Below are 12,582 nucleotides of genomic sequence, written 5' to 3' on the forward strand. Positions count from 1 at the left end.
CGCGACGGGCTCGGCAACATCGGCGTGAACACCGGGACCGGCGAGGTCAGCACCTCTGACGCTGGCCCACGCCGCACCGATCGCGTCGTGCCGATCCATCAAAACCCCGCTGCTGGGCCGCTCCAGCAATCCCGGGGGATAACGGTCAGGCGATCGATCGGCTTCGTCGAAGCGTGCGAACCGGGCAGCCCTCGCTCGGGAGCTGCCCGGTTCGGTCGTCAGCCCAGGAGGGCGTCGACGAAGGCTCCTGGTTCGAAGGGGGCCAGGTCGTCCGGACCCTCGCCGAGTCCGACCAGCTTCACCGGAACGCCCAGTTCGCGTTGGACCTGGAAGACGATGCCGCCCTTGGCGGTGCCGTCCAGCTTGGTCAGCACGATGCCGGTCACGTCGACGACGTCGGAGAACACCCGTGCCTGGGTCAGCCCGTTCTGCCCGGTCGTCGCGTCCAGCACCAGCAGGACCTCGTCGACCTGGGCCTTCTTCTCCACCACGCGCTTGACCTTGCCCAGTTCGTCCATCAGCCCGGTCTTGGTGTGCAGCCGTCCGGCGGTGTCGACCAACACCGCGTCCACGGCGGTGTCGCTGCCTCGGCTGACCGCCTCGAACGCCACGCTCGCCGGGTCGGCGCCTTCCTTGCCCCGCACCACCTCGGCACCCACCCGATGCCCCCAGGTGGCGAGCTGTTCGACGGCGGCGGCGCGGAAGGTGTCGGCCGCGCCGAGCAGCACGGTCCGCCCGTCGGCGACCAGCACCCGCGCCAGCTTGCCGGTGGTGGTCGTCTTGCCGGTGCCGTTGACGCCGACGACCAGCACCACGGCCGGTTTGCCGCCGTTGGTCGGGTCGCCGTGCGGCAGTGCGCGCACCGCGCGCTGCATGTCCGGGCCGAGGGCATCCACCAGCACCTCGCGCAGCAGCGCCCGCGCCTCCTCCGGTGTGCGGACGCCGCGGGTGGCGATCTCGGTGCGCAGCCGTTCGGTGATCTCGGTCGTGGTGGCCGAGCCCAGATCGGCCATCAGCAGGGTGTCCTCGATCTCCTCCCAGGAGTCCTCGTCGAGGTCACCCGCGCCGAGCAGGCCGAGCAGGCCCTGGCCGAAGGTCGACCGGGACCGGGACAGGCGCCCGCGCAACCGCTCCAGCCGACCCGAGGTCGGTTCGATCTCCTCGATCTCTTCGGGTTCTTCCGGCACGGCGGGGGCCGGTTCGGGCACCGGCTCGACCCGCTCCTGCTCCGGAACCTCGACCGGCGCCGCTTCGGTCACCGTCGGGCCGTCCGGCAGCGGCACGTCGACGATGCCGCGCCGCTCGCTGTCGCGCGGCACCGCCGCGTCGTCGCCGACGCCCGGCTGCCCCTCCACCTCGGTGCGCTCGCCCGCCGGGTGCTCCGGTGGGGCGGCCGTGGTGGTGCCGCCGCTGGACAGGCTGATTCCGCCGTCGGCGCGGTATCCACCGCCCTTGACAGCCTCGGCCGGGCCCGCGCCGGAGTCCCGTTCGCTCAGGGTGATCCGGCGCCTGCGGCTCAGCACGACACCGACGACCACTGCGATCGCCAGCACCACCACGACGGCAACGATGATCAGAATCAGGGTTGAGGTGGTCACGTGCCCATCCTCCCACCTGGTCATACCGGTCTCGGAACGCGCCCCGAGCAGTCCCAGGAACACCAAGTGAGCAATTCACCAACAATGGGCTCGAAATGCTTGCATTTGCCGGGGACTGTGCAATACACCACATATGTGGCTTGGTGGCGGGTGCTCGGACTGCTCTCCGGCACGTCGATGGACGGGGTCGACGTAGCCGCCGCCGAGCTGCGGTTGGACCACGACACCATCGAGCTCCGCCCGCTCGGCAGCACCGTGCTCCCCTACCCGGCGGTGCTGCGCGACAAGCTGCTGGCCACGCTGCCACCGGCGGGCTGCGGCGCCGAAGACCTGTGCCGCCTCGACACCTACGTGGGCCAGCACTTCGCGGCGGCCGCCCGGCTCGGGGTCGAGCTGGCGGGCGGTCGTGCGGACCTCATCGGATCGCTCGGCCAAACGCTCTACCACTGGGTGCAGGGCAGTGGCCGGGTGCGCGGCACGCTGCAGATCGGACAGCCCGCGTGGATCGCGGAGGCCACCGGACTGCCCGTGGTGTCCGACCTGCGCGTCCGCGACGTCGCGGCCGGTGGCCAAGGCGCCCCGCTGGCCGGTTTGTTCGACGCGCTGTGGCTGGCCGACGAACCCGGCACGAACGTGGCGCTCAACATCGGCGGCATCGCCAACATCAGCGTGGTCGGCGGCATGCGCCCGCTGGCTTACGACACCGGCCCGGGCAACGCGCTGATCGACCTCGCCGCCGGACAGCTGACCGGCACCCCGCAGGACACCGACGGGACGCTCGCCGCGACCGGCACCGTCCGCACCGACCTGCTAGCAGTCCTGCTATCGGATGCCTACTATCGGCGACCAGCGCCGAAGTCCACCGGCAAGGAGCACTTCAACGCCGACTACCTGGGCCGGGCGCTGGACAAACTGGACACCGAAGTGCACGGCGCGGACCTGCTGGCGACACTGACCGAGCTCACCGCTTGCACGGTCGCCGACGCCTGCCACGCCGAACGCGCGGCGCGGGTCGTCGCCTCCGGCGGCGGCGTGCGCAACCCGGTCCTGCTGGCGGCGCTGCGCCGCCGACTGGATGTGCCGCTGGTCATCAGCGACGAACTCGGGGTGCCCGCCGACAGCAAGGAAGCACACCTGACCGCGCTGCTCGGCTTTCTCACCTGGCACGGCATAACCGGAAACACGCCGGGCACCACCGGCGCCACCGGCCCCCGGCTGTTGGGCAGCATCACACCGGGAGCCGGACCACTGCGATTGCCCGAACCCGCCACCCAGCAGCCGAAGCGGCTGCGAGTGCGGCCCGAACCCACCGCCTAGGAGGCTCCATGCGATCGCTCGACCTCGTCGTGATCGGGTTGTACCTGGTCGCGATGCCGGTACTCGGGGTGCTGCTCAGCGGTCGGCAGCGCAGCTCGCAGGACTACTTCGTCGGCAACCGCCAGCTGCCGTGGTGGGCGGTGTGCTTCTCGGTGGTCGCCACCGAGACCTCGACGCTGACGGTGATCAGCGTGCCGACGGTGGCCTACCTCGGCAGCTTCACCTACATGCAGCTGGCGATCGGGTATCTGATCGGCCGGGTCGTGGTGGCGTTCGTGCTGCTGCCCAAGTACTTCACCGGGAACCTGGTCAGCGCGTACGCCTTCCTCGGCCAGCGGTTCGGCGCCGGGTTGCAGGGCACCGCTTCGGTGACGTTCCTGGTGACCCGGCTGTTGGCCGACGGGTTGCGGCTGTTCGCCACCGCCATCCCGGTGAAGGTGATGCTGGACGCCTTCGGCGTGTCCATGTCGTACTGGCAGATCGTGCTGATCCTGGCGGTGCTCACGGTGATCTACACCTACCTCGGCGGCATCAAGGCGGTGGTGTGGGTCGACGCGATCCAGATGGGGGTCTACATCGGCGGCGCGATCCTCGCCGCGGTCGTGCTCGCCGGTCGACTGCCCGCGGATTGGATGTCGACGGCCCTCGCGGAGAACAAGTTCGAGCTGTTCGACTTCGGCTCGTCGATCGTCACCAACCAGTACGCGTTCTTCACCGCGGTCATCGGTGGAGCGGTGTTCGCGATGGCCTCGCACGGCGCCGACCAGCTGATGGTGCAGCGGCTGCTGGCCTGCCGGAACCTGCGGGATGCCCAGCGCGCGCTGATCGCCAGCGGTGTCGTGGTGGCCCTGCAGTTCGCGCTGTTCCTGTTCATCGGCACGATGCTGTGGTCGTTCTTCAACGGTGCCCAACCGGCGGCACTCGGGATGGCCAGCAAGGACGAGCTGTTCCCGTCGTTCATCGTCAACGATCTGCCACCGGGACTGTCCGGCCTGCTCATCGCCGGGATCCTGGCCGCCGCGATGAGCACCCTGGCTTCCTCGCTGAACTCGCTGTCCACCTCGACGGTCAGCGACCTGTACCAGCGGATCTCCAAGCGGCGCCTCACCGACGCGGCCATCCTGCGGATGGGCAAGCTGTGGACGCTGGTCTGGGCCGTGGTGTTCGTGGTGTTCGCGTCGATGTTCAGCAGCACCGAGAACCCGGTGGTCGAGGTCGGGCTGAGCATCGCCAGCTACACCTACGGCGCGCTGCTGGGCGCCTTCCTGCTGGGCCTGCTGGTGAAACGCGCCCGCCAAACGGATGCGGTGATCGCTTTCGCGGCAACGATCGTGGTGGTGCTCTACTTCGTCTTCGGGGTGACCTTCCCGGACGGCAAGGGCGGCGAAAGCGCCCTGGCATTCCCCTGGTACACCCCCCTCGGCGTCATAGTGACCCTGCTCGTCGGCGGCCTACTCTCCCTACGCCACACCCGCACCCCCACCCCCGCTCCCGCTCCCGCGGAACCGGTAGACAAAGCGTGACGGAACGGGGTGAAGGGCACCTTTCGCCAACTAACTTGGTAAAAGGTGCCCTTCACTCTTGACCCGTTCGGGGAGCGCCAGCGTCGTCCGCACCGGAGTGCGAAGCCTTCAGAGGGTTGCGATCAGGGAGACCAGGATCATCAGCAGGCACAGGCCGAAGACGCCCCCCATGAGACCGAGGGCGAGACCAACGCCGGGTGCCTTCTGCGGCCCCGGGCCAATCGCACCGTCGACGAAGACGATCACCGGTGCCGCGTAGTAGACGTCGACCTGCTGACCCACGGCCAGCGGGACCACCGCGGTCGCGTTGCCGATCCGCCACAGGTAGTTGACGTGGATCTGGATCTGGTGCTGGCCGGGCGGCAGATCGATCGGCGTCTTGCCCCAGTTCAGGATCGGGCCGGGCTGGCCGTTGATGGTGACCTGCGGCTTGAAGAACATCAGCATCCAGGCCAGCCAGAAGTACGAGCAGTCGATCAGCACGCGCGCCATGCCCGGTGCGGGCGGCGCCATCGGCTGCCCCGGCGGCGCGATCGGGCCGGGCATGCCCTGCTGCGGGTAGCCGCCCTGCTGGGGATAACCGGCTTGCGGTGGCGGGTAACCACCCTGCTGCGGCGGCATGGGCTGCGGCATCCCCGGCTGCATCTGCTGCGGCATCGGACCGGACGGTGGGCCGTACGCGCCGGGCGGCGCCATCGGCTGCCCCTGCGCGGGATACGGCTGCTGCCCCGGCGGGGGGCCGTACGGGTTGGTCATGGAAAGCCTCCTGTACCTGGTGGGACCCCGCACTCGGGGTGGAGCGGGAACACCCGCACCCAGTTTTCGCCAACACCCGCCCCCGGATGTGGATGCCGGACATCGTCTCGCACGCGGGTCCGAACGCCGAAACCGACGTGGCTGCCCAGAGACTAATGCCTTCGGTCGGCCCTTCAGCGGGAGTCCCGTCGAGTCGATGAAATACGCAGGCGGTGTTCGCCGAAGTTGCGGACGGGGTAGCAGTGCAAGACATCAATCACGCGGAATTCCGGTCGTTGCTGGACGCCTATTCGACGGGCTCGCTCAGCGACGTCGAATGGTTGACGATGCACACGCACCTGTCGCGGTGCGATTCCTGCCGATCAGAACTGAGACGGCCGGAGCTGTGGAATCGCGCGGCGCCGCAGTGGATTTCGCCGCCCCCGCCGGAATCGACGCCGTGGCGCACCGTGCCCGCCGACTGGACACCGACCCGGCCGGGCTGGCCCGTGGTGTTCGGCTGCGCGCTGGTCGCCGCCCTGGTCGCCTTCAGCGTGGGATACGCCCTCGGCGGCGGCGCCTGACCCGCGATGCCGCACCGGCGAAACCGATCGACGTCCGTTGGAATCAACCGCGGACCTAATTGCCGTCGCGCTCCTCGCTCGCCGTACCGCTTTCGGGCACCGGAACCGGTTCTCCAGCAACGTCTTCCGAGGTGTCGGTCGACGCCGCCGCGACCGCGCTGGCCTGGTCCGCCAGCACCGATGCGACGTCGCCTTCCGGTGGCGCATCGGGCGCCGATGGTCCGTCGGCCTTGCGGCGGCTGCCGGAATCACCGCGCAGGCGCTGGGAAATGACCTGCGTGATGCCGTCGCCGCGCATCGTCACGCCGTACAGCGCGTCGGCGATCTCCATGGTCGGCTTCTGGTGCGTGATGATGATCAGCTGCGATGTCGCGCGCAGCTGGTCCAGCAGCGTGATCAGGCGTCGCAGGTTGGTGTCGTCCAACGCCGCCTCGACCTCGTCCATCACGTAGAACGGCGAAGGCCGCGCGCGGAAGATCGACACCAGCATGGCCACCGCGGTCAGCGACTTCTCACCGCCGGAGAGCAGCGAAAGCCGCTTGACCTTCTTGCCCGGCGGCCGGGCCTCGACCTCGATACCGGTGGTCAGCGGGTCGTCGGGGTCGGTGAGCATCAGCCGTCCCTCGCCGCCGGGGAACAGGACCTTGAAGACGGTCTCGAATTCCTTGGCCACGTCGTGGAAGGCGGCGGTGAACACCTCCAGGATCTTCTCGTCGACTTCCTTGACCACGCTGAGCAGATCGCGTCGGCTGTCCTTGAGGTCTTCCAGCTGCGTGGACAGGAACTTGTAGCGTTCCTCCAGCGCGGCGAACTCCTCCAGTGCCAGCGGATTCACCTTGCCCAGCAAGGCGAGGTCCTTCTCCGCGCGCTTGGCGCGGCGCTCCTGGGTGGCGCGGTCGAACGGCACCGGCGGCGGGGAGCTGACCTCTTCGCCGCGTTCCTTGGCCGCCTCGTACTCGGCGATCTCAGCGGGACTCGGCGGAATCGGCACGGTGGGCCCGTATTCGTCGACCAGGTCGTCCAGCCCGATCCCGAAGTCCTCGATGATCTTGGTTTCCAGCTGCTCGATGCGCAACCGCTGCTCGGCGCGCACCACTTCGTCGCGGTGCACCGCATCGGTCAGCTTCTCCAGCTCCCCGCCGAGCTCCCGCACCCGGGCCCGCACGGCGCCGAGCGCCTGCTCGTGCTCGCTCTGCTTAGCCTGCGCGACGTCCCGCTCCTCCGTCGCGGCGCGCAGCGACTGCGCGATGCGCTCCAACGCGGTCTCGCACCCGGCGACAACGGCCTGGGTCACGTGCGCCGCGCGTTCCCGGCCTTTGCGCGCCGCCTCGGCGCGGGCGCGCGCTTCGCGCTCGTGACGGGCGGCTCGGCGCAGCTGGTCGGCGCGCCCCTGCACGGCCCGCGCCCGCTCCTCGGCGGTGCGCTGCCCGAGCCGGGCGTCCATTTCCTGCTGCCGCACGGCGCTCAGCTCGGTGCTGAGCCGGTCCCGCTCGTTGGTGTCGGGCTCCGCGGCCTCGTCCTGTTCGGACTTGACCACGGTCAGCCGCTCTTCGAGTTCGGCGAGCTTGACCAGGGCTTGTTCGCGGGACTGCTCGACCTTCACGCGCTGCTGGCGGATTCGGTCGACCTCGCCGACGGCGGCGCGGGCCGCGCGTTGCAGGCTGGACAACCGCTCGGTGCTGCGCGCCCGCCGAACCTTGGCGTCGTTGATCTGCTCCTGCACGGCGCGGACCTCGGCGCGCCGCGCCTCCTCTTCGGCCCGCGCGCCTTCCAACGCCGCCGAGTGCTGCTCCAGACGCCGCTGCGCGGCGGCGAGTTCGCGTTCGGCTTCGTCGACGGCGGCCTGCACCTCGATGGTGCTCTGCCGGTCGTCGGAACCGCCGATGGCCCAGTGCGCGCCAAGGACATCACCGCTGGTGGTGACGGCCCGGATCTCGGGGTGGCGCTGCACGAGGTCCCTGGCGTGGGCCAACGTGTCGACGACCGCGACCCGGTCGAGCACCCTGGCGAGCGCGGCCCGCATCCCGTCCGGTGCGCTGATCAGGTCGACCGCCCAGCGCGCCGGAGCGCTCAGCTGCGGCCAGCCGGACCGATCAACGTCCACAGTGGAGCCGATGAGCAGGCCCGCTCGACCCGCTTCGTCGGCCTTCAGCAGCTCCAGCGCGGTGACCGCGTCGGTGACACCTCGGACGGCGACCGCGTCGGCGACGGCACCCAGCGCGGCGGCCAGCGCCGCCTCCGCACCGGGCTCGACGCTGAGCAGCGCGGCCACCGACCCGAGCAGACCAGGCACCCGGTCTCCGGCCGACATGAGCGCGCCCGCGCCGTCCTTGCGCTGCAAGCCCATCGACAGCGCTTCGACCCGCGCCTTCCAGGACGCGATCTCCCGCTCCGCGGCTCGCTCCGCCTTCACCAGCTCCTCGACGCGGGCCCGAGCCGCATCGCGCGCTTCGGCCGCGGCCTCGCGACGTTCCTGCAGCCCGGCGTCATCGGAGTCGTAGCCGCCGCTTTCGTCCTCGGCGTCGGCCTGTGCGCGCTCCGCTTCCTCGGCGCGCCCGCCTGCCTCGTCCAGCGCGTCCGACAGCCGCTCGATCTCGTCGGCGGTGTCGCTGACCTTGCTGCGCAACGACTCGACCTGCCCGGCGAGCCGAGCGGCACCTTCGCGCCGGTCGGCGATCGCCCGCACCGCCGCCAAGTGGGCCTGCTCGGCCTGCTTGAGCGCGGCCTCCAGCTGCGAACGGTGTTGCACCACCTCGCCGAGCGCCTCGCGGGCCTCTTCCACCTGCTCGCGCAGCTCGATCTCCTGCTCGGCGGCCTCTTCCGCCTCGGCGTCGAGCTCATCGGGGTCGCGGCCGGGCCGGTGTTCCTCGGTCTGCGCGGTCAGGTGCCGGTGCCGCTCCGCGGCCAGCCGCAACGTGCCGTGCAGCCGCTCTTCGAGGGCGGACAGCCGATACCAGGTCTCCTGCGCCCGAGCCAGTCGCGGCGCATCGGTGGCGACCTGCTCTTCGAGGTTTTTCTCCTGGGACTGGGCGAACTGCAGCGCGCGCTCGACCTCGGTGCGCCGGGCCCGCGCGGCTTCCTGGTCGGCTTCGTCGCGGGCCAGGTCGGCGCGCGCGGAAACCAGGTCGTCGGCGATGAGCCGCAGTCGCGCGTCCCGCAGATCGGCCTGCACGGTCTGCGCTTTGCGAGCGATCTCGGCCTGCTTGCCCAGCGGTTTGAGCTGGCGGCGCAGCTCGCTGGTGAGGTCGGTCAACCGGGTCAGGTTGGCCTGCATCGCGTCGAGCTTGCGCAGCGCCTTTTCCTTGCGCTTGCGGTGTTTGAGCACGCCCGCGGCCTCTTCGACGAGTCTGCGGTGCTCGTCCGGCTTGGCCTGCAGGATGGTCGCCAGCTGCCCCTGGCCGACGATGACGTGCATCTCGCGGCCGATGCCGGAGTCCGACAGCAACTCCTGCACGTCCATCAACCGGCACGTGTTGCCGTTGATCTCGTACTCGCTGGCCCCGTCGCGGAACATCCGGCGGGTGATGGAGACCTCGGTGTACTCGATCGGGAGCGCGCCGTCGCTGTTGTCGATGGTCAGCGTGACCTCGGCGCGGCCCAGCGGGGCGCGGCCCGAGGTACCCGCGAAGATCACGTCCTCCATCTTGCCGCCGCGCAACGCCTTCGCACCCTGCTCGCCCATCACCCAGGTCAGCGCGTCGAGCACGTTGGATTTGCCCGAGCCGTTCGGGCCGACAACGCAGGTGATGCCGGGTTCGAAGCGCAGCGTGGTGGCCGAGGCGAAGGACTTGAACCCCTTCAGCGTCAGGCTCTTCAGGTGCACGGCTGCGATCGACCTTCCCGTAGTTCGGCTGACCGGTGGGTCACATCCGAACGAGCCTACCGCTGCGTCCGGCCGCAACAGCGCAGAACCGCTGGTTGCGACGATTTTGCCCGCTCCAGCCATCCTGTCGAGATCAACAACGACACCCCACGCGACTGCGACGGCGACCGAACCTCGGGCTGTCCGGAACTTTCCGCATCACGATCTTCGCAGGTGAACACCCCTACCGACCGACAGCAGCGTTCCGCCGACGGCTGGCGCACCTGAACCCGGCAAACCGCCGCGCGGTTCCAGGCAAAGCCGACACCTCCGCCGCACCGGGCTAACGCTCCACGAAACCGGTCAGGCCGCCCTTGGGTTGCGACCACTGCTCGGCGACGTGCTCGACGTGGCCCGGCGTTTCGCCGGAACGCAGCGCGGCGAGCAGCTTCTCGCAGGCGTCCCGAGGACCTTCGGCGACCACCTCGACCCGGCCCGCCGACAGGTTCGAGGCACTGCCGACCAAACCGAGCTCCAGCGCCCGCGACCGGGTCCACCAGCGGAAACCCACTCCCTGCACCCGCCCGTGCACCCATGCGGTCAGTCGTGCCTGTTGCGAATCCGTCACGCCCGGCATGATGCCGCATGCCCGCGCCAACCGCGGCCCTGCGGTACGGGCGACTTGCGGCGATCGCTACGGTTACCCGAAACACGGGTGTGACCGCCCGATTGCAGGCGGCAGCCGGATGTTTTCGGGGCATCCGGGAGACAACGCCCGATGAGCCGAGGGGCACCCATGGACCCGATGCTGCTGGAAGACCCGGACGCGCGGCCGAAACGCCTGGTGATGCTGGCCGCGTCGGGCATCGCCGCCGCGACCGTCTTCGCGACCACCGCCGCGATGGTCGCGGGCACGCAGCAACGCGACGAGGCGACTCCGGACTTCACGCTGAAGCCCACCGCCACGTCGCGGCCAGCGCAGACCTCCTTCCAACCGCCGCTGCTGCCACCGCCGGTGCCGATCAGCAGCATCGAAACGTCGCAACACGGCACCTCCACCAGCAAGTCGACGGCGCCCACCTCGTCGGGCAGCGTCATTCCGACGGAGATCCCGCCACCGACGCCGACGGTGCCGACTCCGACGCCGACGCGGCCCTCGCCGACGATCACCAGGCCGCCGACATCGACCAAACCCCCCACGTCGTCCACCCGGCCGCCGACCCCGACGCCGACCTCAGGCGCGGAGACGTCGGGCGGTTCCTGGTAAAGCTCGCGGCGCGCGGTGGTGCCGATTTCGCGCGAAACCGCCGCCCCTGCCTCACGAGGAGTGCCGATTTCGCGCGAAATCGGCGGTCCTCCTCGAATACTCGATCACTGCGGATCACCGAGTACGACGAGATCCGCGCGGTCCCTGCTGGGTGAGACGATCGCGGCGTTGCGTTCGTCGCTGCGGTGCACCCATTGCGCCGCCTCAGCAGCGCTCCGGCCGTAGCTGATGTGCCGCGCGATGAGCCGCCGCACCCGAACATCGTCGTCGGGGGCGAGGAACCACGCTTCGTCCAGCAGCCCCCGAACCGCCGACCAAGGCGGCGTGTCCAGCAGCAGGTAGTTGCCTTCGGTGATCACCAGCGGAACATCGGGCTCGACGGCAATGGCCGCAGCGTAGGACTCGTCGATCTCCCGGTGGAACTCGGGCGCGTAAACCGTGTCCGGCCCGCCTTCCCGAATCCGCCGGAGCAGCGCGACGTACCCGGCGGCGTCGAAGGTGTCCGGCGCCCCCTTGCGGTCCTGCCGCCCCAGCCGCCGCAACTGCGCGTTGGCCAGGTGGAACCCATCCATCGGCACCAGCACGGCCGAGTCGCCGAGCTCCCGCAGAACCCGCTCAGCCACGGTCCCCTTCCCAGCCCCGGGAGCCCCGGCAATCCCCAGCACCCGCCGCTGCCCAGCAACAACCAGCGCCCGAGCCCGCTTGACCAGCTCCGCGTACCCGACCACGCCACACCTCCGAATCACCGGAGTCCCAGGCTACGGCCGAGTGGAACCGACCTCCGGCCGAGGCGTGGATTCCGGTCCTTGATCTAGTTCCGGGTCCCGGTGCGGGCTAGGCGAGTGGCGATTTCGCGCGAAATCGCCCGGTCGCCTCAACGCCGACCCTCGTGCGCTACCGATGGCGATGCGCATTCATCGCGGTTTCGGGGCACTGGTTCGTCGGCGGTGTCTCAGTCCTGCCAGAGTTCGGCGAGGAGTTCTCTGGTGTACTCGGCGATTCGCGCGTTGTCCGCCGGGGCGATCGTGCTCCAGCGGCGACCGTCTCCGCTGGCGCGGACCACGTGGCTGTAGCGGCCCTTCGCGGTGTCGTGGAAGGCGACCACCCGGTTGGCTCGCTCGGGTTTGGCGTCCCGACCCGGGCAGGCCTCCACGCCGAACTGGCCGCGGATTCCCATGCCGTCGGCCATGTTGGCGATGTCGGCGGCGTCGTCCGGGGCGATGCCCAGCGCGCGGAGCTCGTCGGTGAACACCAGCGGGTTGTTCGGACCCGCGTAGTCGCTGGCTTCGCGGAGGATGTCGTTGGGCAGGCTCACCGCGCGGCCCGGACCGGGCGGCATCTCACCCGCCACCGACACCGCCGCCTCGGCCAGCGAACTCCCCCGGACCGGGGTGAGCTCGACGATGTCACCGTCCACAATGGCCAGAAGACCGTCGCTGCCGTTGGCCGAGGCCAGGGCCCGGATCGGCCGGTCGGCCCAGATCCGCACGTCGATGCTGCGCTGCGGCCGGTTGAGCAGTCCGAGCAGATCGGCCAAGTCGACGTCGACGCGGTCGCGCTTGGCCTCGGCGAGGCGGCGCCTGCGCAGCCCCGCCCACACGTCCGCGACGAGCTCAGCGCGCTCGGTGAACGTCGCTCCCGGGCTCGGCACGTTGAGGATGATGTGCCGACGATCGGTGAGTTTCTCCGCCTCGCACACCACGTCGAATTCCAGTGCGGAGAGCACGATCGGCTCGGCTTCTGCTCCAGGGCGCAC

At 70.1% G+C, this 12,582-nt stretch carries 10 protein-coding genes; 4 read left to right on the top strand and 6 right to left on the bottom strand.

Features of this window, described 5'->3' with window-relative positions; genetic code table 11:
- Positions 1-218: 218 nt before the first annotated feature.
- A complete protein-coding gene (ftsY, locus tag ACTWQN_RS18580) occupies positions 219-1,598 on the bottom strand; it encodes a signal recognition particle-docking protein FtsY (protein WP_443204763.1) in 1,380 nt (459 codons plus the stop codon).
- Positions 1,599-1,733: 135 nt separating this feature from the next.
- On the opposite strand from ftsY, the gene ACTWQN_RS18585 reads away from it, so the two are divergent.
- Entirely contained in the window at positions 1,734-2,915 is a 1,182-nt protein-coding gene (locus tag ACTWQN_RS18585; RefSeq protein WP_443204764.1) for an anhydro-N-acetylmuramic acid kinase, read from the top strand.
- 8 nt (positions 2,916-2,923) lie between these two features.
- Positions 2,924-4,438, top strand: coding sequence for a sodium:solute symporter (locus ACTWQN_RS18590; protein ID WP_443204765.1), 1,515 nt, complete (start codon positions 2,924-2,926; stop codon positions 4,436-4,438).
- A 108-nt stretch (positions 4,439-4,546) separates the two neighbouring features.
- Here the strand turns inward: ACTWQN_RS18590 and ACTWQN_RS18595 are convergent, their stop codons facing one another.
- Positions 4,547-5,194, bottom strand: a complete 648-nt coding sequence (locus ACTWQN_RS18595) for a DUF2057 domain-containing protein (protein WP_443204766.1) — start codon at positions 5,192-5,194, stop codon at positions 4,547-4,549.
- Between the two features lie 242 nt (positions 5,195-5,436).
- On the opposite strand from ACTWQN_RS18595, the gene ACTWQN_RS18600 reads away from it, so the two are divergent.
- Complete coding sequence (locus tag ACTWQN_RS18600; protein WP_443204767.1) at positions 5,437-5,757, top strand: anti-sigma factor; 321 nt, start codon at positions 5,437-5,439, stop codon at positions 5,755-5,757.
- 55 nt (positions 5,758-5,812) lie between these two features.
- Here ACTWQN_RS18600 and smc read toward each other — a convergent pair whose 3' ends face one another.
- Both smc and ACTWQN_RS18610 read right to left on the bottom strand, forming a co-directional pair.
- Positions 5,813-9,580 (bottom strand): chromosome segregation protein SMC, encoded by a 3,768-nt coding sequence (smc, locus tag ACTWQN_RS18605; RefSeq protein WP_443204768.1) that lies wholly within the window; start codon positions 9,578-9,580, stop codon positions 5,813-5,815.
- 322 nt (positions 9,581-9,902) lie between these two features.
- The gene (locus tag ACTWQN_RS18610) at positions 9,903-10,196 is read right to left on the bottom strand and encodes an acylphosphatase (protein ID WP_443204769.1); all 294 of its coding nucleotides are present in this window, start codon (positions 10,194-10,196) and stop codon (positions 9,903-9,905) included.
- A gap of 159 nt (positions 10,197-10,355) precedes the next feature.
- On the opposite strand from ACTWQN_RS18610, the gene ACTWQN_RS18615 reads away from it, so the two are divergent.
- On the top strand, positions 10,356-10,826 hold the full coding sequence (locus tag ACTWQN_RS18615; RefSeq protein WP_443204770.1) for a hypothetical protein: 471 nt from the start codon (positions 10,356-10,358) through the stop codon (positions 10,824-10,826).
- A 104-nt stretch (positions 10,827-10,930) separates the two neighbouring features.
- Here ACTWQN_RS18615 and ACTWQN_RS18620 read toward each other — a convergent pair whose 3' ends face one another.
- Both ACTWQN_RS18620 and ACTWQN_RS18625 read right to left on the bottom strand, forming a co-directional pair.
- The gene (locus tag ACTWQN_RS18620) at positions 10,931-11,554 is read right to left on the bottom strand and encodes a nucleoside/nucleotide kinase family protein (RefSeq protein WP_443204771.1); all 624 of its coding nucleotides are present in this window, start codon (positions 11,552-11,554) and stop codon (positions 10,931-10,933) included.
- 224 nt (positions 11,555-11,778) lie between these two features.
- A complete protein-coding gene (locus tag ACTWQN_RS18625; RefSeq protein WP_443204772.1) occupies positions 11,779-12,582 on the bottom strand; it encodes an ESX secretion-associated protein EspG in 804 nt (267 codons plus the stop codon).

The organism is Saccharopolyspora antiqui, from assembly GCF_052246905.1.
In the GTDB taxonomy this organism is placed as follows: Bacteria; Actinomycetota; Actinomycetes; order Mycobacteriales; family Pseudonocardiaceae; genus Saccharopolyspora.

Bases quoted from the DNA above. Each gene is read 5' to 3' on its own strand.
- ACTWQN_RS18615 (WP_443204770.1), top strand. From the start codon at position 10,356: ATGGACCCGATGCTGCTGGAAGACCCGGACGCGCGGCCGAAACGCCTG.
- ACTWQN_RS18590 (WP_443204765.1), top strand. From the start codon at position 2,924: ATGCGATCGCTCGACCTCGTCGTGATCGGGTTGTACCTGGTCGCGATG.
- ACTWQN_RS18610 (WP_443204769.1), bottom strand. From the start codon at position 10,196: ATGCCGGGCGTGACGGATTCGCAACAGGCACGACTGACCGCATGGGTG.
- ACTWQN_RS18595 (WP_443204766.1), bottom strand. From the start codon at position 5,194: ATGACCAACCCGTACGGCCCCCCGCCGGGGCAGCAGCCGTATCCCGCG.